The 21688-nt window shown below is 66.5% G+C and carries 22 protein-coding genes; 12 read left to right on the forward strand and 10 right to left on the reverse strand.

Annotated elements, in window-relative coordinates; all coding sequences use genetic code 11:
* Window positions 1-16 precede the first annotated feature (16 nt).
* The gene (locus KF715_00600; GenBank protein MBX3735161.1) at window positions 17-454 is read right to left on the reverse strand and encodes a 3-dehydroquinate dehydratase; all 438 of its coding nucleotides are present in this window, start codon (window positions 452-454) and stop codon (window positions 17-19) included.
* Window positions 451-1203: a Nif3-like dinuclear metal center hexameric protein gene (locus tag KF715_00605; GenBank protein MBX3735162.1), complete on the reverse strand. Its 753-nt coding sequence runs from the start codon at window positions 1201-1203 to the stop codon at window positions 451-453. Before KF715_00605 ends, KF715_00600 begins: the two co-directional genes overlap by 4 nt.
* Before the next feature lie 84 nt (window positions 1204-1287).
* On the opposite strand from KF715_00605, the gene KF715_00610 reads away from it, so the two are divergent.
* The 10 genes from KF715_00610 (at window position 1288) to KF715_00655 (ending at window position 10316) form a co-directional block, all read left to right on the forward strand.
* Window positions 1288-1806 (forward strand): cytidine/deoxycytidylate deaminase family protein, encoded by a 519-nt coding sequence (locus KF715_00610; protein MBX3735163.1) that lies wholly within the window; start codon window positions 1288-1290, stop codon window positions 1804-1806.
* Between the two features lie 51 nt (window positions 1807-1857).
* Complete coding sequence (locus tag KF715_00615; protein MBX3735164.1) at window positions 1858-2418, forward strand: YqgE/AlgH family protein; 561 nt, start codon at window positions 1858-1860, stop codon at window positions 2416-2418.
* 115 nt (window positions 2419-2533) lie between these two features.
* Window positions 2534-3853 carry an ammonium transporter gene (locus KF715_00620; GenBank protein ID MBX3735165.1) on the forward strand — a complete coding sequence of 440 codons (1320 nt, stop codon included), beginning with the start codon at window positions 2534-2536 and terminating at the stop codon, window positions 3851-3853.
* Between the two features lie 14 nt (window positions 3854-3867).
* Window positions 3868-4212: a P-II family nitrogen regulator gene (locus KF715_00625; protein MBX3735166.1), complete on the forward strand. Its 345-nt coding sequence runs from the start codon at window positions 3868-3870 to the stop codon at window positions 4210-4212.
* A gap of 165 nt (window positions 4213-4377) precedes the next feature.
* Window positions 4378-5088, forward strand: a complete 711-nt coding sequence (locus KF715_00630) for a response regulator transcription factor (GenBank protein MBX3735167.1) — start codon at window positions 4378-4380, stop codon at window positions 5086-5088.
* A 46-nt stretch (window positions 5089-5134) separates the two neighbouring features.
* The gene (locus KF715_00635) at window positions 5135-6838 is read left to right on the forward strand and encodes a response regulator (GenBank protein ID MBX3735168.1); all 1704 of its coding nucleotides are present in this window, start codon (window positions 5135-5137) and stop codon (window positions 6836-6838) included.
* Between the two features lie 219 nt (window positions 6839-7057).
* The gene (locus KF715_00640; protein MBX3735169.1) at window positions 7058-7894 is read left to right on the forward strand and encodes a CoA ester lyase; all 837 of its coding nucleotides are present in this window, start codon (window positions 7058-7060) and stop codon (window positions 7892-7894) included.
* Window positions 7895-7897: 3 nt separating this feature from the next.
* Window positions 7898-8419: a MaoC family dehydratase gene (locus tag KF715_00645; protein ID MBX3735170.1), complete on the forward strand. Its 522-nt coding sequence runs from the start codon at window positions 7898-7900 to the stop codon at window positions 8417-8419.
* A gap of 2 nt (window positions 8420-8421) precedes the next feature.
* Window positions 8422-8946, forward strand: a complete 525-nt coding sequence (locus KF715_00650; GenBank protein ID MBX3735171.1) for a MaoC family dehydratase — start codon at window positions 8422-8424, stop codon at window positions 8944-8946.
* A gap of 50 nt (window positions 8947-8996) precedes the next feature.
* Entirely contained in the window at window positions 8997-10316 is a 1320-nt protein-coding gene (locus KF715_00655; GenBank protein MBX3735172.1) for a glycoside hydrolase family 28 protein, read from the forward strand.
* An 18-nt stretch (window positions 10317-10334) separates the two neighbouring features.
* Here the strand turns inward: KF715_00655 and KF715_00660 are convergent, their stop codons facing one another.
* The 7 genes from KF715_00660 to raiA all read right to left on the reverse strand — a co-directional run bounded on the left by KF715_00660 (window position 10335) and on the right by raiA (window position 17662).
* The gene (locus tag KF715_00660; protein MBX3735173.1) at window positions 10335-11027 is read right to left on the reverse strand and encodes a hypothetical protein; all 693 of its coding nucleotides are present in this window, start codon (window positions 11025-11027) and stop codon (window positions 10335-10337) included.
* 129 nt (window positions 11028-11156) lie between these two features.
* A complete protein-coding gene (hutI, locus tag KF715_00665; GenBank protein ID MBX3735174.1) occupies window positions 11157-12365 on the reverse strand; it encodes an imidazolonepropionase in 1209 nt (402 codons plus the stop codon).
* A 98-nt stretch (window positions 12366-12463) separates the two neighbouring features.
* On the reverse strand, window positions 12464-13339 hold the full coding sequence (locus tag KF715_00670) for a formimidoylglutamase (protein MBX3735175.1): 876 nt from the start codon (window positions 13337-13339) through the stop codon (window positions 12464-12466).
* Window positions 13340-13346: 7 nt separating this feature from the next.
* Window positions 13347-15068, reverse strand: a complete 1722-nt coding sequence (hutU, locus tag KF715_00675; protein MBX3735176.1) for a urocanate hydratase — start codon at window positions 15066-15068, stop codon at window positions 13347-13349.
* A gap of 10 nt (window positions 15069-15078) precedes the next feature.
* Entirely contained in the window at window positions 15079-15534 is a 456-nt protein-coding gene (locus KF715_00680) for a GNAT family N-acetyltransferase (GenBank protein ID MBX3735177.1), read from the reverse strand.
* Between the two features lie 14 nt (window positions 15535-15548).
* Window positions 15549-17087, reverse strand: a complete 1539-nt coding sequence (gene hutH, locus KF715_00685; GenBank protein MBX3735178.1) for a histidine ammonia-lyase — start codon at window positions 17085-17087, stop codon at window positions 15549-15551.
* A gap of 206 nt (window positions 17088-17293) precedes the next feature.
* On the reverse strand, window positions 17294-17662 hold the full coding sequence (gene raiA / locus KF715_00690; GenBank protein MBX3735179.1) for a ribosome-associated translation inhibitor RaiA: 369 nt from the start codon (window positions 17660-17662) through the stop codon (window positions 17294-17296).
* Window positions 17663-17866: 204 nt separating this feature from the next.
* Between raiA and KF715_00695 the strand changes: the two genes are divergently transcribed.
* Both KF715_00695 and KF715_00700 read left to right on the forward strand, forming a co-directional pair.
* The gene (locus KF715_00695; GenBank protein ID MBX3735180.1) at window positions 17867-18742 is read left to right on the forward strand and encodes an RluA family pseudouridine synthase; all 876 of its coding nucleotides are present in this window, start codon (window positions 17867-17869) and stop codon (window positions 18740-18742) included.
* A gap of 538 nt (window positions 18743-19280) precedes the next feature.
* Window positions 19281-20894 (forward strand): hypothetical protein, encoded by a 1614-nt coding sequence (locus KF715_00700; protein ID MBX3735181.1) that lies wholly within the window; start codon window positions 19281-19283, stop codon window positions 20892-20894.
* Here KF715_00700 and KF715_00705 read toward each other — a convergent pair.
* On the reverse strand, window positions 20880-21632 hold the full coding sequence (locus KF715_00705; GenBank protein ID MBX3735182.1) for a M14 family metallocarboxypeptidase: 753 nt from the start codon (window positions 21630-21632) through the stop codon (window positions 20880-20882). The genes KF715_00700 and KF715_00705 overlap by 15 nt on opposite strands.
* Between the last annotated feature and the right edge of the window lie 56 nt (window positions 21633-21688).

Below are 21688 nucleotides of genomic sequence, written 5' to 3' on the forward strand. Positions count from 1 at the left end.
GGAACGCGCGGCGCGGTCAGGCGCGCGCGGCGAGGAGTTGCAGCGCCTCGAGGTAGCCGGGGAAACCCTTGCCGCTGATCATCGCGACGCAGGCGGCGGCGGTGTAGGAATGGCGGCGGAATTTTTCGCGCTTTTTGATATCCGAAATGTGCACCTCGACGGCGGACAGCGGCGCGACGCTTTTCAAGGCGTCGTGCAGCGCGATGCTCGTGTGCGTGTAGGCGCCGAAGTTCACGACGAAGCCGGAGACGCCGCGGTCGGCGAGCGCATGAATGCGATCGATGAGCGCGCCTTCGTGGTTCGACTGGAAGAACACGACGCGCACGCCGAGGCGCTTGGCTTCGGTGCGGATGAGCTGCTCGAGGTCCTTGAGCGTGGCGGTGCCGTAGATGTGCGGCTCGCGTTTGCCGAGGCGATTGAGGTTCGGGCCGTGGAGGATGGCGAAGGTCTTCAAAGGGGATTCTCCGTGTCGATGAACACCCACGGGAGGCGGAATTTCTTCGCGAGCTCGGCGGCGAGCGCCTTCACCGCGAGCGTTTCCGTCGCGTAGTGGCCGCAGCAGTAGATGTTGAGGCGCTGTTCCTGCGCGAAGTTGAACCACTCCTCGCGGAGTTCGCCGGTCACGAGCGTGTCGATGCCGGTCGCGGGCAGCGCGGCGATGGCGCTGTTGCCCGAGCCGCTGCAAAACGCGATGTGCTTCGGCAGCGCGGCGCCGAACTCGAGCGCCACGACGCGCGGGTAGAGTTCTTCGAGACGGTTGCGGAGTTGTGCGCGCTTGAATTTGTTCGGCGCGGTCCAGCCGACGAAATCGTCGTCGTGCGGCAGGAAGCGGCCCTTGGGTTTCAGACCGAGCTGGCGGGCGAGCAGGACGTTGTTCCCGAGCTCGGCGTGCGCATCGAGCGGCAGGTGCGACGAGTAGACCGCGCAGTTGCCGCGGATGAGCGTCGCGTAGCGTTCGTAGGCCGGCCCGGTGAGCGGCTGCGCTCCGCCCCAGAAGAGTCCGTGATGCACGACCAGAAAATCCACGCCGCACTCGACCGCCTGCTCGAACGGCACGAGGCCCGCGTCGACGGCCGCGCCGATCTTCGTGACACGTCCGTCGTTGGCGACTTGCAGGCCGTTGACCGCGCCGGGGTAGTCCTTGAAGGACGAGCGCCGGGTGCGCCGGTCGCAGTAGTCGGTGAGTTGCTGGAGCGAGGCCATTCGCGGCAGGTTGAGGGGCGGGGCGGAGGCGTGCAAGACGCAGCTGAGGCTTGCCAGCGCGCGGTCGGCCGGCAGCGTGGCGGCATGGAGGCTGGCTTGAATCCCACCGCTCCCGCCGCCGCTCCGCGCGAGACGGCTCCGAGCAACCCCATCGATCTCATCGCCGAGGCGACCGCTCGCTTCGAGCATCGACCGAGTTGGGACGAGTATTTCATGGCGACGGCGACCTTGATCTCGTCGCGCTCGAACTGCGAGCGCCTGAACGTCGGCTGCGTGATCGTGACCGGCGGCGAGCGCCGCAACCGCATCGTCGCGGCCGGCTACAACGGCTGGCTGCCCGGCACGCCTCACGTCTCGCGCATCCGCGACAACCACGAGACCGCCACCGTGCACGCCGAGCAGAACGCCGTGGCGGATGCCGCGCGGCGCGGGTCGAGCGTCGAGGGCTGCACGGCCTACGTGACCCATTATCCGTGCATCAATTGCGCGAAGATCCTCGCGGCGGCCGGCATCGCGGAGGTCAAGTATCACACCGACTACAACAACGACCCGTTCGTGGCGCCGATCCTCGCCGATGCAGGCGTGAAAATCTCGAAGCTCTGACGCGGCCGCGCGCCGATGCGACGGCGTGCTCCCGCAGTTGTCCACCTCGCCATGAAACCGCGCCGCTCGAATCCGAAGGAGAGTTTCGCGGGCAGCCTGTTGCTCTCGCATCCGGCGATGAAGGATCCGAATTTCGGCCGCACCGTCGTGCTCATGTCGGCGCACGATGCGGACGGCGCGTTGGGAGTGGTAATCAATCGCCCGCTGCGTCGGCGGCTCGACGAGATCAGTCCGGATTTCGCGCTGAGTCCGCTGGCCAAGGTCCCGCTCTACACCGGTGGGCCGGTCGAGACGCAAAAGCTCATTCTCGCGGCGTGGCGGTGGCGCGACGAGTCGGGCGAATTCGAGCTGCAATTCGGCCTCGATCCGGAGCGCGCGACAGCGCTGGTGGCCGAGCCGGGCTACACGCTGCGCGGCTTTCTCGGCTACTCGGGCTGGGGGAAGGGGCAGCTCGAAAACGAGATGAAGCAGAACACCTGGTTCGTCGCGGGACCGGCCAACTACAACCTCGGTGCCGAGGACGGTCCGGCGCTGTGGCGTTTGATTCTGGGGTCGCTCGATCCCGAGCTGAAATTGCTCGCGGACGAGCCCGACGATCCGTCGAAGAACTGACGCGACGCGCGGCCGGCGCGGTGCGGCGGCATAAATTTTCCGATGACACGCGCGCTCCGGCGCGATTGGCACGGGCTCTGCGTTAGGGCGGGCGGGTCCCTTACCCCTACCACACATGATGAACACACACCCACTACGGAAGCTCGCGGCCGGAGCCGCCGTGCTTTCCTTGCCAACGTTCGCGCTCGCGCAGGCCGCGACGCCACCCGCCCCGACCGTCGATTCAGGCATCACCTCGTGGATGCTCGTCTCGACGACGCTCGTGTTGCTGATGGTCCCCGGCCTGGCGCTTTTCTATGGCGGCCTCGTCCGCACGAAAAACGTCCTCGGCACCATGATGCACTCGTTCATCGCCATGGCGATCGTCGGCGTCATCTGGGCAGTCGCGGGTTACTCGCTGGCCTTCGGCCCGAATATCCTCGGCGGCTTCGTGGGCTGGAACAAAGACCTGCTGTTCCTCTCGGGCATCGATCAGACGATCATGTCCTACAACGTGCCCGAATACGTCTTCGCGATGTTCCAGGGCAAGTTCGCCATCATCACTCCGGCGCTCATCGCCGGCGCGGTCGCCGAGCGCATCAGCTTCCGCGGCTGGGCGGTCTTCATCACGCTCTGGGTCATCTTCGTTTACGCGCCGCTCTGCCACTGGGTGTGGGCCGGTGACGGTTACTTCTTCAAGATGGGTGCGATCGACTTCGCGGGCGGCACGGTCGTCCACATCTCGTCTGGTATTTCCGGTCTCGTGCTCGCGCTGTTCGTCGGACCGCGCCTCGGTCACCCGAAGCTCTCCACTTCGCCGAATAACCTGACGATGGTTCTCCTCGGCGCCGGTCTCCTGTGGGTCGGCTGGTTCGGCTTCAACGCCGGCTCCGCGGTCGCCTCGAACATCGACACCGCGCGCGCCCTCACGGTCACGCAGGTCGCCGCCGCCACCGGCGCGCTCACCTGGGTGCTCATCGAAGCCTTCGCGCACGGCAAACCGACCTCGCTCGGTCTCGCCTCCGGCATCCTCGCCGGCCTCGTGGCCATCACGCCCGCCGCGGGTGTGGTCGGCGTCAAGGGCGCGATCGCGCTCGGCGTCATCGCCGCGGTCGGCTGCTACTTCGTCATCACGCTCAAGGGCAAGTTCGGCTACGACGACACGCTCGATGCGTTCGGCGTGCACGGCGCAGGCGGCATCATCGGTGCCATCGCCCTCACGTTCTTCATTCGCGACAGCTGGGCCAAGCCCGACGGCTGGACGCTCATGGGCCAGCTCAAGACGCAGATCTTCGCGGTCGGCGCCACGGTGGCTTTCGCGGTCGTGATGACGCTGATCATCGGCTTCATCGTCCAGAAGACCGTCGGCCTCCGCCTCAGTGAGCAGTCCGAACGCGCCGGCATGGACCATGACCTCCACGGCGAGCGCGGCTACGGCCTCAACAACCTCAACTAAGGAGCGCCCCGACCATGAAGCTTATCACCGCCATCATCCGCGAAGAGAAACTCGACGAGGTCCGCCAGGCCCTCATCGACGCCGAAATCGAGCGCATCACCGTGAGCCGCGTCTCCGGCCACGGCCAACAGCAGGAGATCGAGTTCCAGCGCGGTCAGAAGGTCATCCCGAACCTGATTCCGCGTATCGAGATCAAGATCGCCTGCAACGACGCCTTCGAAGACATCACCGTCAACGCCATCCTGAAAGCCGCGAAGTCCGGCAAGGAAGGCGAAGTCGGCGACGGCAAGATCTTCATCCAGGAACTCAAGGAGTGCATCCGCATCCGCACCGGCGAGCGCGGCGGCACCGCAATTTGACCGCCCTACGGCGTCACTGACACACACCAACACCAACAAAGGCCGCGTGGACTGCGAAGTCCGCGCGGCCTTTGCCGTTTGGGGACACCCGCCCGTTTTTGGGGGATTTCCCGATGGCACTTTGTCTTGCTCGCCGGTGTCGACGGGCAATCAATGCCAACTCGAATGAAGGCCCCATCGTCCGCCGACGGCGACAGCTCCGCCGCCGCGCCCGCTCCGTCCACCGCCCGGAAAATCCTGCTCGTCGACGACCATCCGATCACCCGCCAGGGGCTCCGCATGCTCATCGGCCAGCAGCCCGGGATGACGGTCGTGGGCGAGTCCGACAACGCGGCCCAAGCCGTCGATCTCGCCGCGAAACTCAAGCCGGACATCGCCATCGTCGACATCGCCCTGCGCTCGGCCAACGGCATCGAGCTGACGAAAAACCTGAAGGCGCACTCGCCCGACCTGTTGATCCTCATCGTCTCGATGCACGACGAAGAGCTGTTCGCCGAGCGGGCCCTCCGCGCCGGCGCGCGCGGCTACCTGATGAAGCACGAAGCCAGTGAGCGCGTGATCGAGGCCCTCGAGAAAATCAGCTCCGGCGAACTCTACATCAGCGACCGCGTGCGCGCGCGCATGCTCTCGCGCCTCGTGAACAGCCGCAGCGGCGAAGTCACCTCACCCGTCGAGAGCCTGAGCGACCGCGAAATGGAAGTCTTCCAGCTCATCGGCAACGGCTACGCCACGCGCCAGATCGCGGAGCGACTCAACCTCAGCGTGAAGACCATCGACTCCTACCGCGAACACCTGAAACTCAAGCTCAGCCTCGAATCCGGCGCCGAGCTCGTGCGCTACGCCATCCAATGGGTGAAGTCGCAGGATAGCGTCTGAGCTTGCACGGACCGCGGCGCGCTTCCTCCCTCCCGCGTCTGTCTCCGTGAACCCAACGCTCAACCAACCGCTACCGCAAGGGACCGCCGCCGCCGCGCCCATCCGCGTGTTGGTCGTCGACGACGACGAGAACGATTACCTCGTCGTCTCGCGGCTGCTCACCCGCCACACCTTCGCCGCCTACCGGCTCGAGTGGGCGGCCAGCTATGTGGCGGGCCTCGAGGCGCTCGAGCGCGGCGGCCACGACGTCGCGATCGTCGATTATCGTCTCGGTGTGGAAACGGGACTCGAACTCGTCCGCATGGCGCAGGCGAAAAGCTGCCACCTGCCCGTGATCCTCCTCACCGGTCACGACAGCCCCGAGATCGACCGCGAGTCCACCCGCGCCGGCGCCGCGGACTATCTCTGCAAGAACGGCCTCACCACCGGCCAGCTCGAACGCTCGATCCGTTACGCGCTCCGCCACAGCGACACGCTGCGGGAACTGCGCCAGAGCCAGAGCCAGCTCGAGCTGTTCATGCACAACGTCCCGTGCGCCGTCGCGATCTGCGACCACGAAGGCGCGGTGCTTTTTCAAAACCGGCTCTTCGCGGAACACATCCGCGACTTCGATGGCGACCTGCGCCCGCGCGAAAGCGCCACGCCGTGGATTCTCCGACACCAGGAAAGGTGCTGGTTGGTGACGACGTTCCCCATGACCGTGTCGCTCGACCGCCAGTTGCAGGGATTGGCCGCCGTCGACATCACGGAGCGCGTCCGCTCGGAGGAGGAGCGCCTCCGGCAGGCGCAGCTCCTCGACAACATCATGAAGAACCTGCCGGTGATCGTCGGCCGGCTCGACGCCTCCGGTCAGGTGGTCGAGGCGCGCGGCAAACTCGCGCACTGCGGCATCGCCGCCGAAACGATTTCCGGGGCGGTCTTCGCCGATCTTTTCCCCCAAAGCCGGGACGCGCTCGAGCGCGCGCAACGCCACGAGGAGGTGAGCTTCACCCTCCGCGGCCAGGCCAACGACCGCGAGTGGCACGCCGATTTCTATGCCGTCGGCAGCCCGGGTGCGGGCGTGACCTTCCTCGGCCGCGACGTCACCGAACGCCGCTGGCTCGAGCAACGGCTCCTCACCGTGATCGACGCCGAGCAACAGCGCATCGGCGCCGACCTCCACGACGGACTCGGGCAGAAACTGACCGGCCTTGCGTGCCTCGCGACCGCGCTGCGCGACCGACTGGTCTCCGGCGACGCGCTGAACGCCGAGCAAGCCAGCCTCATCGCTGCGCTCTCGAACGACGCGACCCTCGAATCCCGCGCACTGGCGCGCGGCCTTTGCCCGGTGCAACTGGAGCAAGCCGGCGGGTTGCTCTCGGCGCTCACGGAATTGGTCGAGACCACCGAGGTCATCCAAGGCGTGCGCTGCCGCTTTCGCAGCCCGCCGCAGTTCGACTGCGACCACCTCACCGGCGTGCAGCTCTACCGGATTTCGCAGGAAGCGATCAACAACGCGCTCCGCCACAGCGAAGCGAAGAACATCGAGGTCACGCTTGCGGCGCAGGGTGGTGGCGATTTTCGCCTGGCGATTGCCGATGACGGCAAGGGCTTCGACGCCGATGCGCGAACCGTGCGCAAAGGCGGACTGCGCCTGATGGAATACCGCGCCAACATGATCGGTGGCACGTTCGTGGTCGATTCGCAGCCGGCGCTCGGCACGCGGGTGATCTGTGAATTTTCCATCGCCGGCGACCGGGCGACAACCTGAAGCGTCGTCCGACGCGGGCTTCGCGACGACAAGCGGCTATCTGAAAACCGCGTTTCCACGGTAGGCAGCGTGCAGGCACACGCGCGGTGCTCTCAGGGGCGCGACCGAGGTCGCCGGCTACCGCTTCGGCACAGCGCGTTTTCTGTTAGCTTCTGGCCGCACGCGCCGTGGTCTGCTTTTTGTTTCCCTCGCGGGAGAAAAGCGCTTTCAGTGGCCGCGATGTCGCACCCCCGGCTCACCTCGCTGCTGTTCACGCCCGGCACGCGCCCTGACCGTTTCGAGAAAGTTCCCGCGAGCGGCGCGGACGGCATCATCGTCGATTGGGAGGACGCCGTGCCGATCACCGACAAGGACCGCGTGCGCAGCGAGACGATCGCCTGGCTCAGGCAGCACGGTCGCGTCGGCACGCCGCCTTTCGCGACGGCGGTGCGGGTGAACGATCTGCGTTCGGCGCACGGCCGCGCCGATCTCGACGCGCTGAACGCCGCGGCGCTGCGGCTCGACGCGGTGGTGCTGCCGAAGGTGCAATCGGCAGCCGAAGTGCACGAGGCCGCGCGCAAGCTCTTCGGCGCACCGCGCCTCGTGTGCCTGATCGAGACGGTGTTGGGCGTGCGCCACGCGGCGGAGATCGCCGCCGCCTCGCCGCAGGTCGCCGCGCTGGCGTTCGGTGGATTCGATCTTTCGGCGGAGACGGGCGGCGAACCGACGTGGGATGCGTTGCTTTGGCCGCGCACGCAGGTCGTCCACGCCGCTACGGCGGCCGGCGTGCTCGCGCTCGACCAGCCGTTCATCGACTTGGAGAACCTGACCGGCCTCACGGAGGAATGCGCCGGGGTGCGCGCGCTGGGTTTCGCCGGCAAGCTGGCGATTCATCCCCGGCAATGCGCGGCGATCAAAACAGCGTTCCAGCCGACGGAGGCGGCGATGGCGCGTGCGCAGCGCATCGTCGCCGCGTTCGAGGCCGCTCGCGGCAATGTTGCGGTGATCGACGGCCAGATGATCGACGTGCCGATGTATCGCTCGGCGCAACGCATCCTCGCCCGCGCGGGCACCTGAATCATGAGCAATTTCTCCGCTTACGTGTCCACCGGCCCGCAACGCTTCCGCGAGCGCTTCGGGCTGGATTTCGAGCAGTTCGCGGCGGGCCAGAAGTTCAGGCATCGTCCCGGCGTCACGCTGTCGCAGCAGGACAGCCGCGACGAGTGCCTCGACACGTTGAACCAGCAGATGCTGCATTTCGACGAGCAGTTCGCCGCGCACGGGGAATGGAAACGGTGCCTCATGGACTCGACGCTCACGACGAAGGTCGTGCTCGGCATGACTTGGAAAACCTTCGCGAAGCGCGTGCAGTTGCTCGGCTTCGACGAGATCACGCTGCCGAAGCCGACTTTCGGCGGCGACACACTCTATGCCGAGTCGGAGATTCTCGAACACGCGGCGAATCCCGATACGCCGAACGCCGGCCGCGTGAAAGTGCGGACGCACGGCCTCAATCAGCGCGGCGAAACCGTCGCGATCCTCGTCTGGGAGGCGCTCGTCGCGCGCGCCGGGCATGACGATTTCACCCGCCTCGATTACTGACCATGGAAGCTCGTCACGCCTCGCACATCGAAGTCGCGCCCGGAGTCTTTCTCGAGCGCATGGGGCTGTTCTTCGAGGACATCGTCGTGGGTGAGACCTACGAGCACCGGCCGGGCAAGAGCTTCACGGCGGATGAGAGCATGCAGCAGACGTTGCGTTCGCTCGACCAAACGCCCGCTCTCACCGATTTGCATTTTCACGCCCAGCTCGGACGCGGCGCGCTGCCGATCAATCCGACGCATGTGCTGGCGGTGTTGACCGGCATGATGACGAAGACCTTTTCGAAGATCGTCGCGAATCTGGCGTGGAAGAACGTCAAATTCCACGGCCCGGTGCTGGCGGGCGAGACGGTTTACGCGGAGTCGACCGTGCTCGAGAAACGCGAGTCGAAGTCGCGTCCGGGGCAGGGCATCGTGCACGTGCGCACGGTGGCGAAGACGCACGAAGGCCGACTCGTGTGCACCTTCGAGCGCATGATCTTGATCTACGGACGCGGCCAAGGCCCCTACGACGCGGCGGGCTATTGAGTCGGTGTGTGGGCGCCTCTAGGTTCGGTGTCATGAAATTTTTCGGTGTCATGAAATTTCTGCCGTTAGCGGTTGTCGCCTTTGCCTGGGTGGCGAGTGGCTGTCTCTTCGCTGCGGAAGTGGACGTGGCGGCGGTGGAAAACCTCCGCCCGGCGCGGCCGACGATTCCCGAGCGCGTCTTCCAGCTGACGGACTTTGGCGCAGTCGGCGACGCGAAGACGATGAACACGGACGCGTTTGCGCGAGCTCTCGCTGCCGTCTCGAATGCGGGCGGCGGACGGCTCATCGTGCCGCGGGGCACATTCCGCACCGGGCCGATCAAGCTTTGCTCGAATCTCGACCTGCACTTGGAGGAGGGCGCGGTGATCCAGGCCCCCGCGACTTTCACCGAAGCCGGTCTGCCCGAGCCCGAAACGCTGAAGAGCCAGGCGGAGGTGCGCGAGAAGGTGCCCGTGCTCGATCCGCTGATCAGCGGCAAGAAGCTCCACGACGTCGCCCTCACCGGTCCGGGCACCATCGACGGAAACGGTGCCCATTGGTGGAAATGGTCCGAGCGCGCGGCGCGCAACGCCAAGGCGACGGAACCCCGCCGCCTCGTTTATCGTCGCTCCCACCTGATCGTCGTCGACGGTTGCGAGCGCCTGTTGGTGTCGGATGTCACGCTGCGGAATTCGCCGATGTTCCACCTCGTGCCGAAGCACATCAACGACCTCACGATCGAGCGGGTGAAGGTCTTCGCCCCGTGGGACGGCAGCGCGCCCAACACCGACGCGATCGATCCGGGGCCGGGGAGAAATTTCCTGATTCGCGACTGCCTCATCGACACCGGCGACGACGACATCGTGATCAAGTCCGGCGGCACGAACATCCTCATCGAGAACTGCACGATCCGGCATGGCCACGGCATCTCCATCGGCTCCGAGACGACGGTCGGCGTGAGGAACATGCTCGTCTGCAATTGCACGCTGGAGGGCACCGACAACGGCATTCGCATCAAGTCCATGCGCGGCGCGGGCGGTCTGGTGGAAAACATCCGCTACACCGGCCTCACGATGAAGGACGTGGAGAACGCGATCGTCCTGCAGCTCGATTACACCGACAACAATCGGCCGGATTTTCGCGGCGACCCGACGAAGGTGCCTTCAATCCGCGATGTGCTCATCGACAACGTCACGATCTCCGGCTCGCGTCGCGCGGGAAAAATCATCGGTCTGCCCGATAACCCGATTCGCGGCGTGACGCTGCGCGACGTGAAGCTCAGCGCCGAGCGGGATTTCGAAATCAAGGACGCGGAGCCGCCCGTGTTCGAGCGCATGACGAAGGATATCCGCCCGGGTGTCGCTCCGGCGGAGCGGCCAGGCGAGCATTGAACGGCCGTTCGCCAGGCGTCAGAACTTGCCGTCCCCACCCGGCAGGCTCCAGAACTCGCCGGTCAGCCCGCTCTGAGCGAAGATGTCGCGCGCTTGGGCGATGCTCCATTTTGTCCACGCCCGATCGGCGTGGCGGCCATACCAACGACGCGCGAGGTCGCCGAGCTGCGCGATCGGCAGCACCTGTCCGAGCTTGAAGCCATGGCGATGTGTCCACTCGCGGGCGTCGGCCTCGTAGTGGAACGCGACGAGGCGCGCGCAGAAATGGTGGACATTGCCCCACGCGAGACGCGGCGGCTCGGGGAAGTGCACCCACAAGTCCTCTCGCCGCGGCACGCCTTGATCGACCGGGATTTCGATCGGTTCGCTTTCCGCGCCGATGCGGGTGTGGATCACGACCGGTTCGCGGTGCAGGGCGGAAATCCCAAGGCCGCACCACAGGCACGGCGCCCACCAACCGTGCTCGCGCGCGGCGACCCAGGTGTGCGTCGGCGAGGTGGAAAATGGATGCACGATCCATGGCTCGCAGCGATGCGGGTGAAGGACCAGACCGTGCGACGCGTCGAGTTCGCGCATGACCGCCTCGACGTCTTCGGTCGAGAGCTGGGCGCCGGCCGCCAATTCCGCTCCAGTGGGGGCGCGACCGGTGTCGAGCAGTCCGCGGATCAACAGATGGTGAATGAGCGATGTCGGGTGAGGTTGGTCGGACATAGAGGCGAAATGGAGGAAAACCGGCGCGAAACATCAACGCGTCGGCGAAGGCGCGCCACCGCTTTGCGACGAAAATGGAAAATCCCGCGAGGACTTCGTTTGTCCCCGCACTCGCGCCTAGCGTCGCCTTCAGAGGACGCGTGCCCCGCCGCAGATCACTGCATCGACGGGATTGCCACCGAGTTCGTAGGCGAGCTGGCGCTCGTCTTTGTGGCAGAGCAGGACGAGATCGGCGCGCTTGCCGACTTCGATCGAGCCGCGATCCGTGAAGCCGAGCAGCTGGGCGGGATTGTAGGTCGACGCGACGATCGCCTCGGCGGGCAGCAGGCCGCAGAACCGGACGGCGGTGGCAATGGCGAGCGGCATCGAGTGCGTCGGTGACGAGCCGGGGTTGTAATTTGTGGCGAGGGCGAGCGCGCCGCCGCGATCGGCGAAGAAACCGGCCTTGGCGAAGCGCTGGTCGGTGTGCAGGCCGGTGCAGGGGAGAATGACGCCGAAGGTGTTCGACTCAGCGAGCGCGGTCAGGTCGGCCTTGGTGGACGCCTCGAGGTGATCGACGCTGCGCGCGTGCATCCGGATCGCCTCGGGGATCATGCCGAGCGGATTGAACTGGTCGGCGTGCACGCGGATCGGGTGGTGCTTGCGGGCCTTCTCGAAGAACCGCACGCACGCCTCGACGGTCCACGCTTCCTTTTCGCAGAACGCGTCGACCGCGATGTCGGGAAACTCACGCGAGACCTCGGCGAGCATTTCCTTCGTCACCATGCGGGAGTAATCTTCGACGTCACCCTCGACGGCGTGGCCGAGCAGTGCCGTGGCGACGACGGTGCCGGGCCAATCGCTCGCGGCGCGACGGATGGCGCGGAGCATTTTCAGCTCCGCCTCGGTATTGAGGCCGTAGCCGCTCTTCACCTCCACGGTAGACGTGCCGCCGCGGAGCATTTGGCCGAGGCGCTCGCGTAGGCCGGCCGCGAGCTGCTTCTGCGTCGCTTCGCGCACGGCGCGGACGGTGGCGTGGATCCCGCCGCCGGACTTGAGGATGTCGAGGTAGGGGACGCCGTTGAGTTTTTTTTCCCATTCGTCGAGGCGGTCGCCGGCCCAGCAGGCGTGGGTGTGGCAATCGACGAATGCTGGCATCAGCACGCGTCCGGCAGCGTCGATGACCTGCGTGTCAGCGGGGGCCTCGACCTTGGCGCCGACAGCCGCGATCTTGTCGTCGATCACGAGCACCTCGCCTTGCGGGAGGACGCCGAGTTCACGCAGGGCCTTGCCGCGGCGGGGACCGGCGGGGCCGGCGAGCGTGAGGATGCGGGCGTTGCGGATAAGGAGAGAGGGCATTTCGTTTGCTTCGATCGTCGGGGCGCAGTCTTGCTGCGCCCGAGGAAAACCGATGCGCCAGGGCGCAGCAAGACTGCGCCCCTACATTTCCGGCTCCGTCAGCGTTTGCCGAAGCCGAGCAGGAAGGTCAGGAAGAGATGCGCGGCCACCCGCGCCGTGCGGCCGTCGAGGTCGTGCGCCGGGCTCAGCTCCATGAGGTCGAAGCAGCGCACGGTGCGGTTCGCGCCGCAGGCGCGCACCCAGCGTTCGGCGTCGGCGACGGACCAGCCGGAGGGATTGAGCGCGCTGACGCCGGGAGCTTGCGCGGCATCGAGGACGTCGAGGTCGAAGCTGACGAAAAGGTGCTTCGCGCGCGGGAGCGCGACCTTCGCGCGGTCGGGATGGGTGATGCCGCCGTGCGAGGCGAACCAGCCGAAGTGCTCGCGCGAGTTCACGAGCGGGCGCAGGCCGTGGACGTGCAGTTGTTTCACGCCGCAATCCTCGACGAGTCGGCGGAACGGCATGCCGGAGCCGGTGGTCTCGCGGACGTCGAGATGGGCGTCGAAGTAAACGCCGACGGGTTTCGGAAAACGCGCGGCGACGGCGCGCACGAACGGGTAGGTGAGGTCGTGGCCGCCACCGATTGCGATGGGAAAGAGACCGGCGTCGAGCAGCGCGCCAGTGACGGCGGTGACGCGCCGGTGCGTTTCCTCGAGCGAGTCGGAGACCTCGACGTTGCCGGCGTCGAACACGCGCGGCAGTTCGCCGGCGGCGGGCTCGGCGGCGCCGTAGCGACAGAGCGCCTCCCGGAAAGCGGCGGGGCCGTGCGCGGCGCCGGGGCGGCCGTTGTTCATCCAGACGCCGCGGTCGTCGGGGAGGCCGAGCAGCGCGATCTGGCAGCCGTCGGGATTATCGGTGCGAAACGTGGAGGCGAATCGGGCGCGCGAGAGATCGGCGGGCCATTGGGCGGGAAGGAGGTGGGGAATGGACTTCATCGGACGCTCACCAGTTTTTCATCGGCACCGGCACGTTCAAGCGCTCGGCGCATTCCTGTGCCTGTTCGTAGCCGGCGTCGGCGTGGCGGAAGACGCCCATCATCGGGTCGTTGGTGAGGACGCGCTCGAGCCGGCGCGCGGCTTCGGGCGTGCCATCGGCGATGATGACCTGTCCGGCGTGTTGCGAGTAGCCGATGCCGACACCGCCGCCGTGGTGGAAGCTCACCCACGAGGCGCCGCTGGCGATGTTGACCATGGCATTGAGGATCGCCCAGTCGCTGATGGCGTCGGAGCCGTCCTTCATCGCTTCGGTTTCGCGGTTCGGGCTGGCGACGGAGCCGCAGTCGAGATGGTCGCGGCCGATGACGATCGGCGCTTTCACGCGGCCGTCGGCGACCATTTGGTTGAAGAGCAGGCCAGCGCGGTGACGTTCGCCGAGACCGAGCCAACAGATGCGCGCGGGGAGGCCTTGGAACGCGACGCGTTCGCCGGCCATTTTCAGCCAGCGGTGGAGCGCTTGGTCTTTGGGAAACAGTTCCATGAGCGCACGGTCGGTGGCGGCGATGTCGGCGGGATCGCCGGAGAGCGCGACCCAGCGAAAAGGACCGCGGCCGAGACAGAATTGTGGGCGGATGTAGGCGGGGACGAAGCCCGGGAAATCAAACGCGCGCTTCACGCCTTGGTTGAACGCGTGCTGGCGGAGGTTGTTGCCGTAGTCGAAGGTCTTCGCGCCGCGCGCTTGGAGCTTGAGCATCGCCTTCACGTGGCGCGCCATCGAGGCGAGCGAGAGCTTCTGGTATTTCTTCGGGTCGGCTTTGCGCAGCTTGGCAGCCGCCTTGAGGTCGTAGCCGACGGGCACGTAGCCGACGAGCGGGTCGTGCGCACTCGTCTGGTCGGTGAGGACGTCGACGTGGATTTTGCGCGCGAGAAGACGTTCGAGGAGATCGGTGATGTTGGCGACGACACCGACGCTGAGCGCCTTGCGGTGTTCGGCGTAGAGGACGGCGCGATCGATCGCTTCGTCGAGCGACGGAGCGATTTCGTCGAGGTAGCGGTCGTGCACGCGTTTTTGGAGGCGTGACTTGTCGACGTCGGCGATGAGGCAGGTGCCCTCGGCCATGGTGATCGCGAGCGGTTGCGCGCCGCCCATGCCACCGCAGCCGCCGGTGACGCAGAGGCGGCCGGCGAGCGTGCCGCCGAGGCTAGCGCACTCGTCGCCGCCGAAGTGCTGGCGGCCGCACTCGGCGAAAGTCTCGTAGGTGCCTTGGAGAATTCCTTGCGTGCCGATGTAGATCCACGAACCAGCGGTCATCTGGCCATACATCATCAGGCCGCGTTTCTCGAAATCGTCGAAGCGCTCCTGCGTCGCCCACGCGGGCACGATGTTGCTGTTGGCGAGGAGCACGCGTGGGGCGTCGACGTGAGTGCGGACGACGCCGACGGGTTTGCCGGATTGCACGAGCAGCGTCTCGTCGGGTGCGAGCTTGGGGAGCGTGGCGAGGATGGCGTCGAAGCAGGCCCAGTTGCGCGCGGCCTTGCCGCGTCCGCCGTAGACGACGAGGTCGTTCGGCCGCTCGGCGACTTCGGGATCGAGGTTGTTCTGGAGCATGCGCAGCGCAGCTTCGGCGGCCCACGACTGGCAAGTGCGCATCGTGCCGCGTGGTGCGCGAACGGGACGCGGTTTGGAGGCGGGGAGTTTTCGTGCGGCGGCGGAGCGGGAGCGTGACATGGGTAGAGCGCTAAGGGAGTGCGGTGACTGGAGCCGAGGTCATGCGATGGTGCGTGGCGGTCTCGGCGCTGACGCGGAGGCCGAGGCGCTGGTAGAGATTCCGAGCACGGGTGTTTTCGCGCAGGACTTGCAGGGACACGGCCTTGCCGAGCGTGCGCGCGTGTTCGATTTCGGCTTTGATCAAAAGCGTGCCCAGTCCCCGGCCGCGCCATGGAGCCGCGAGTTGAATCTCATCGATCCAGTGCTCCTCGGCTCGCTCCCGCACGGCGAGCAGTCCGACCGGCTGATCGTCGACGAGGATAAGCCGGCTGAACTCGGGCTTCCAACGCTCGGCGAAGAGCCGCCGTTGAAACGCCTCGTCCCACGGGCCGAACTGGCGTTCGACCACGGGCTGGTAGGCCTCGCGTTTCAGTTCGTAGGCCCACTCGCTGTCCGCAGACGTGCAGGGACGGAACGATGGTTTCATCGCGAAGGGCGGAGTCAGCACAGGTGGCCGGCTGCTTTTTCAGCGGCGTCGACGAGTTGCTCGCTGCGGACGAGGGCGAGGGCGGTCTGGACGTCGTCGTGGAAGAGGCGGTCGGCTTGGGCGAAGGGGATGACGCGACGCACGGCGGCGACGGCGCCTTCGACGCCGCGGCCGGCTTTGAGCGGCCGAAGGAACTCGAGGCCTTGCGCGGAGCACATGAACTCGATGGCGAGCACGGTTTCGGTGTTCTTCACGACTTCGAGGAGCTTCGTCGCACTGATCGACCCCATCGAGACATGGTCTTCCTGGCCGAGCGAGGACGGGATCGAATCGACGGAGGCGGGGTGCGCGAAGACTTTGTTTTCCGAGACGAGCGCGGCGGCGGTGTATTGCGGGATCATGAAGCCGGAGTTGAGGCCGGTGTCCTTCATGAGGAGCTTCGGGACCTTGAGGTCGCCGATGGTGTCGCCGTGGAGCAGCATGTAGATGCGGCGCTCGGAGATCGATGCGAGTTCGGCGGTGGCGATGGCGAGGTAGTCCATGACGAACGCCAGCGGCTCGCCGTGGAAGTTGCCGCCGCTGACGACGTCGCCGTTCTCGAAGATGAGCGGGTTGTCGGTGGCGGAGTTGATTTCCGTTTCCACGACGCTGCGCGCGTGTCCGAACGCGAGACGCACGGCGCCGTGCACCTGTGGGACGCAGCGGAGCGAGTAGGGGTCCTGGACCTTGCCGCAGTGCGCGTGCGACGGGAGGATCTTCGAGTCGGCGAGCAGCGCGCGGATGTTTTGGGCGACTTCGCGCTGGCCGGAGTGCGGGCGGGCGGCGTGGATGCGCGCGTCGAACGGTGCGGCGCTGCCGCGGGCGGCTTCGAGCGTGGTGGCGGCGGCGAGGTCGGCGGTCTTGAGGAGATTTTCGACGCGCAGGAGGCAATGCACGGCGTAGGCCGACATGAATTGCGTGCCGTTGATCAGGCCGAGGCCTTCCTTGGATTGCAGCTTCAGCGGGGCGAGGCCGAGCTGTTTGAGGACGGCGCGGGCGGACTGGCGTTTGCCGCGAAAGATCATTTCGCCGAGGCCGAGCAACGGCAGCACGAGATGCGCGAGCGGCGCGAGATCGCCGGAGGCGCCGAGCGAGCCTTTGGTGTAGACGATGGGGAGCGCGTCCTCGTTGTAGAAACGGATGAGGTGATCGACGACGCGCGGCGTGACGCCCGACATGCCGACGGCGAGGCCGTTGACCTTGAGGAGCAGCATGAGGCGGACGATTTCCGCGGGCACTTCGTCGCCGACGCCGACGGCGTGGCTGAGGATGAGATTTTCCTGGAGCTTTTCGAGGTCGGCGGCGGGCACGCGCTGGTGCGCGAGGACGCCGAAGCCGGTGTTGATGCCGTAGTGCGGCGTCGGATCGTCGTGCAGGCGGTCGACGATCGCGCGGGAGGCGCGGATACGGCGGCGGGCGTCGGCAGTGAGGGCGAGTTTTTCGCGGCGGGCGAGAGCGCGGCGCAGGCGGGACAAGGTCAGGTCGCGGCCGGAGAGGAGGAGTTTGCCGGGCATAGCGGAGGTCGTGTCATAGAAGGCCCGGGGCAGGATTTTGGAAACTGAAAAGGTTTAGGCCGTTCGGGGGATTAGTTCGGCGCGTGGGGTAGGTTGGCGTTCCTGCTTTCCCGTGAAGGCGCGAGGCGGGAGCGCGTAGCTCGTCCTGGAAAAGAAAAGAGCCCGCCGGTGGGCGGGCTCGAAAAAGTGAGGGGGTTGCGTGTCGCTCAGACTGCCTTCGGCAGCGTGACATCCTGCCATTCGACGGCGTGCGGATGGTTGCGCTTGTCCTTGGCGAGGCTGTGGCGGCGGCGGACGGAGTGGTCGAGCTTGTCGACGAGGAGATCGATGGACTTGTGGCAATCCTCCGAATTGACGGTGGCGTTGATGTCGGGGCCGCGGAGCTGGACGTGCGCTTTGGCGATGAACTTGTGCTGTCGGTCGTGCTTGCGGTCGCACTCGAGTTCGACTTTCACGCGGACGATGTGCGCCTCGTGTCGGAACAGTCGCTCCATTTTTTCCCGGACGTAGAACTTCAGGGACGGGGTCAGTTCGAGGTGGATGCCTGTAACGATCACTTCGTGGGAGCTATTCATGGGTATCCTTTCTGGTTGAGGAAAAGCACGGGGCAAAGTCCCTCTCTGCGGCGTGCGGTATGTCGACGAGGCCGCCCGTGTGGGCCGGCCATTCTTTCCTTGTGGGAAAGTGCTTCATTCGACACCCACACGCATAGCTCATGCCGTCGCGGAGGCAACCTCGCGGTGTCGGTTATAACGCACAATAATTTTGAACGTCCCCGCATGTCCCTGCTTGACGACCAACCGCTGCCACCGCCCGAAGCGCCGCTCGTGAATCCGGCCGACTTGCCGGGCTGGGTGAGGTTCGAGGACGAGCGCCTGCTGACGATCGACAAACCCGGCTGGCTCGTCGTCCACCCGTCCAAAAACGGACCGTGGTCGAGCCTCGCGGGGGCACTGCGCGAAGGAATGGGACTGCAAACCATCCGCTTCGTGTATCGGCTCGATCGCGAGACCTCTGGAGTGATTATTCTCGCGAAGGACGAGGCGACGGGCAGCCGGCTGCAAAAGGCGATGGCCAAGCGGCTCATTGGCAAGGCCTACGTGGCCATCCTCGAAGGCGAGCTCGCGGAACGGACGGAAGTGAATCAGGCGCTCGGGCCGGATCCGACGGCCAACGTCACCGTGAAGCAGCGCGTCGTGGAGTCCGGCACCGCCGGCGCGCAGGAAGCGCGGACGGTTTTCCATCCGCTAATCGTGCGCGGCGGCTACACGATGGTCGGCGTGGAGTTGTTCACGGGGCGCAAGCATCAGATCCGCGCGCACGCGGAATGGCTGGGCCGGCGTGTGGTGGGCGACAAACTCTACGGTCCCGACCCGACGCTCTATCTCGAGTTCGCCGAGCACGGCTGGACGGAGCGGCACAGCGCGTTGCTGCCGCTCACGCGGCAGGCGCTGCATTGCGCGGCGATCGATTTGCGACCGGCGCACCTGGACTATCTGCTGACGGCACCGTGGCCCGCGGATTTGGCGCGCTTTGCCGAGCGGAAAATGGGGTTGTCCGCCGGAGAAGCGCAGGCGCTGATCGATGGATTTGTCAGTCGGGCGTTCGCTGCCGTCGCGCCGCGTCACGACCACGAGGGATGTCGGGAAGCATAGCGTGTTGCTTTCGAGTTTGCGGTGCGGCAACGAGCCGCCACGCGTCGCTCGCGTGCGCTTTTGCCGGACCGGTCAGCACGGCTGCGGCCAACGCGAAGGGAGGCGGCGGTGGCGGAGCGGCGAGTGAGTTTTTCACTGGCTGCTCCGCATTGCTGGTCGCCGTGTGCCGGCGCGCAGTTTCCTAAGTAATCGTGCCAGAGGTCTGAGTTTTTTAGAAATCTTGCGCGGGTCAGCGCGATGGCTTCTGCGGCGGTGGTGACCGTCCGCTGAGTTGACTTGGGGCGATGGGACGGTGGGCTTGCTGCGAGCGAACCCCATGAAAACACGGACGGCAGTTATTCTCAGTGTGGTCGCGATGGCGGCGGCGCTTTATTGGAGCGGCCGAGTCTGGTTCGCGAAAATTCCGGCGACCGCGGCGCGGCGCAGCAAACCCGCCTCGGTGCAACCGGCGCAAGCGGGCGTCTCGTCGCTGGTCGCGGTGACTGCGGCGCCTTCCCGCGAAACAGGGCGAGCGACTGCGGTGCCTGCGTTTGTGCGAATGGAGTTGCGCGAGGCTTTCCCGGAAATCCCGGACGTCGTGACGGACTGGCGCGAGTTCCGACCGGAACGACTCCAAGTGGAGCCGTTGCGTGGGATGCCGATCCGTTTCACCCGGACCGCCGTGAAGGACGACGGGCGCCGCGTGACGTGGATCGGGCGCAATGCGGCGGTGCCCGGAGCGAGCTTCGTGAGCGTGGCGCGCGCGGATGGTTTCGATGCGGTGCTGGTGATTCCGGGCGCCAGTCAGTTCAGTTTTCATGTGCGAGGGAATTCGGTGGTGGTCGAGGAAAGCGCGCCCGGCGAGGAAGGTTGCGGAGTCGATCCGGCGCAACCGGACCGCCCAACCGCGGTGGCCAGCAGCGGGGCGATCTACCGGGCATCGGAGGCGAGCGAGGCGGCGATTGCCACGGTCGCGGAGGCAGTGAATGCGGCGAGCACGGCCCCGAACGTGGACGTGTTGTTTCTCTACGATGCGGATGCGTTGCGCTATGCCTCGGACCGCTCGACCGATCCGATTGGCTATCTCGAGGGCCGCAGCCGCGCGACGATCGAGACCGCCAACCTCGTGCTGGCGCAGAGCGGCGTGACCTCGTTCGTTTGGCGCTGGGTCGGATTGGAGGCGTCGCGCGCCTACGTCCGCAACGGCATCCTGATCGATGATCTGCGACAGATTTCGCCCGGCGGAGCGATCGGCGACTACGTGGCCGACCTGCGGTATCGCTACGGCGCGGACCAGGTGATGCTTTTCATCGGCGGCAAGACCGACGCTGGCGGCTGGGCCAACATCGCGGCCAAGCAAGTGCCGGTGTCTGGCTCGCTCGCGTGCACGGTCATGCGCGTGGATGGCAGCTACAAGCTGATGGCGCACGAGCTCGCGCACAATTTCGGCTGCCGCCACGATCGCGCGAATTTCGGCGGCGCGGGTGTGCCGACGCCGGAAGGCGACGGCTTTTGGTGCTACGGGCTGTTGTGGAGCGACCCCGAAAGCGCGGGCGGCAACACGACTTCCGGCACCGTCATGTCGTATGCGAACTACATCGTGCCCTATTTCAGCAATCCGGGCATCACGCTCGAGGTGACGACCGCGATGGAGGAACGGAGCGGTCCGAACCTGCCGCTCGGCACGCGCACGATCGGATTTCCCGAATCGCACGCGAAGGCAGCCTACAACGTTCGCGTGCTGAACGATAACGCGTCGGCGATCGTGAACGTGAACGCCGAACTGACGCAGCCGAGAATCGTGGTGCAGCCGCAGGGCGCGAGTGTCTCGGCCGGCCGGTCACTCACATTGTCCGTCTCGGCGGAAGGCGGTGGGCTGCTCTACCAGTGGTCCCGCAATGGCGCCGCCATCGTGGGGGCGACCGCCTCGAGCCTGACGCGTGCAGCGGTCGCGGCGAGCGATGCGGGAGATTACACCGTGAGCGTGAGCAACCGGGTCGGCTCCGTCACGAGCGGCACCGCGTCGGTGTCAGTGCCGGCGAGCGAGCCGGTTCCGACGCCGGGGAATTCTTCCGGCGGTGGCGGAGGCGGCGGAGCGGCGAGCGGTGTCTTCGGTGCAGTGGCGGCGCTGTTGTTGGCTCTGCACGCCGGCCGCACTTCAAGAAGCGAGTAGGCGCGCCAACGCGTCGTGGAGAGCGGCGCAGTGCGCGGCGACGCGCTGCTCGAGCGGCAGTCGCGTGGGCGATTCGAAAGTGTAGCCGAGCGTGGTGCGGCCGTGGCGGAGGTAGATCGCCTCGGGCCAGCGATCGCGCAGCAGCGGATCGCTCACTGGACGGATGATGCCCGGTGCGTCCGCGTCGCGCCCATCGATGACGGCGGCGTTTTCGATCGGGCAGTGGCGGCCGGCGCCGGCGAGCGCGACGTCGGCGAGCGTCGGCCGGTTGGCGGGGTTCAACTCGTAGAGGTAGAAGCCGGCGGCTTCAAAGTCCTCGTGCAGACAAAAGGCGGCGTCGAAATCCGGCTGGCGCTCGAGCCAGGCGACGTGAGCGCCAATCTCGGCTGTGACCGGATGCTTGTAGTCGCGGTTGAGATCGATGCCGGCGAAGTTCTCCCGCGTGCCGCGCGCGAGGCCCGTGGGATTGAGCACCGGACAAATCCACCACGCCGCGCGCGCGTCGAAGAAACCATCCTCGACCAACCGCAGCACGGCCCACGGCGGGGCGGGCTCGTCGCCGTGCATGCCGGACGAGACGTAAATGCGCGGCGCGTCGGGGCGGGCGGGTTTCGTGTAGGCGTTGAGGTCGAAGCCGTGTATCTCTCCGAATTTCTCACCGCCGAAACCTGCGCGGCGGGCGGCGGCATCGAAACGCGGGATGAACGTGGCAGGGTCGAGCGGCAGCGCGGAGGGCATGGCGTAGAGGTGCGCAGATATGTCGGCGGCGCAATGTCGGAGCGCAGCCAGGTGCG

Source organism: Candidatus Didemnitutus sp., from assembly GCA_019634575.1.
In the GTDB taxonomy this organism is placed as follows: Bacteria; Verrucomicrobiota; Verrucomicrobiia; order Opitutales; family Opitutaceae; genus Didemnitutus.

Excerpts from the sequence above, each read along its gene's own strand:
- KF715_00605 (MBX3735162.1), bottom strand. The coding sequence starts at position 1,203 with ATGGCCTCGCTCCAGCAACTCACCGACTACTGCGACCGGCGCACCCGG.
- KF715_00610 (MBX3735163.1), top strand. The coding sequence starts at position 1,288 with ATGGAGGCTGGCTTGAATCCCACCGCTCCCGCCGCCGCTCCGCGCGAG.
- KF715_00615 (MBX3735164.1), top strand. The coding sequence starts at position 1,858 with ATGAAACCGCGCCGCTCGAATCCGAAGGAGAGTTTCGCGGGCAGCCTG.
- KF715_00620 (MBX3735165.1), top strand. The coding sequence starts at position 2,534 with ATGATGAACACACACCCACTACGGAAGCTCGCGGCCGGAGCCGCCGTG.
- KF715_00625 (MBX3735166.1), top strand. The coding sequence starts at position 3,868 with ATGAAGCTTATCACCGCCATCATCCGCGAAGAGAAACTCGACGAGGTC.
- KF715_00630 (MBX3735167.1), top strand. The coding sequence starts at position 4,378 with ATGAAGGCCCCATCGTCCGCCGACGGCGACAGCTCCGCCGCCGCGCCC.
- KF715_00640 (MBX3735169.1), top strand. The coding sequence starts at position 7,058 with ATGTCGCACCCCCGGCTCACCTCGCTGCTGTTCACGCCCGGCACGCGC.
- KF715_00645 (MBX3735170.1), top strand. The coding sequence starts at position 7,898 with ATGAGCAATTTCTCCGCTTACGTGTCCACCGGCCCGCAACGCTTCCGC.
- KF715_00650 (MBX3735171.1), top strand. The coding sequence starts at position 8,422 with ATGGAAGCTCGTCACGCCTCGCACATCGAAGTCGCGCCCGGAGTCTTT.
- KF715_00655 (MBX3735172.1), top strand. The coding sequence starts at position 8,997 with ATGAAATTTCTGCCGTTAGCGGTTGTCGCCTTTGCCTGGGTGGCGAGT.
- KF715_00660 (MBX3735173.1), bottom strand. The coding sequence starts at position 11,027 with ATGTCCGACCAACCTCACCCGACATCGCTCATTCACCATCTGTTGATC.
- hutI (MBX3735174.1), bottom strand. The coding sequence starts at position 12,365 with ATGCCCTCTCTCCTTATCCGCAACGCCCGCATCCTCACGCTCGCCGGC.
- KF715_00670 (MBX3735175.1), bottom strand. The coding sequence starts at position 13,339 with ATGAAGTCCATTCCCCACCTCCTTCCCGCCCAATGGCCCGCCGATCTC.
- hutU (MBX3735176.1), bottom strand. The coding sequence starts at position 15,068 with ATGTCACGCTCCCGCTCCGCCGCCGCACGAAAACTCCCCGCCTCCAAA.
- KF715_00680 (MBX3735177.1), bottom strand. The coding sequence starts at position 15,534 with ATGAAACCATCGTTCCGTCCCTGCACGTCTGCGGACAGCGAGTGGGCC.
- hutH (MBX3735178.1), bottom strand. The coding sequence starts at position 17,087 with ATGCCCGGCAAACTCCTCCTCTCCGGCCGCGACCTGACCTTGTCCCGC.
- raiA (MBX3735179.1), bottom strand. The coding sequence starts at position 17,662 with ATGAATAGCTCCCACGAAGTGATCGTTACAGGCATCCACCTCGAACTG.
- KF715_00695 (MBX3735180.1), top strand. The coding sequence starts at position 17,867 with ATGTCCCTGCTTGACGACCAACCGCTGCCACCGCCCGAAGCGCCGCTC.
- KF715_00700 (MBX3735181.1), top strand. The coding sequence starts at position 19,281 with ATGGAGTTGCGCGAGGCTTTCCCGGAAATCCCGGACGTCGTGACGGAC.
- KF715_00705 (MBX3735182.1), bottom strand. The coding sequence starts at position 21,632 with ATGCCCTCCGCGCTGCCGCTCGACCCTGCCACGTTCATCCCGCGTTTC.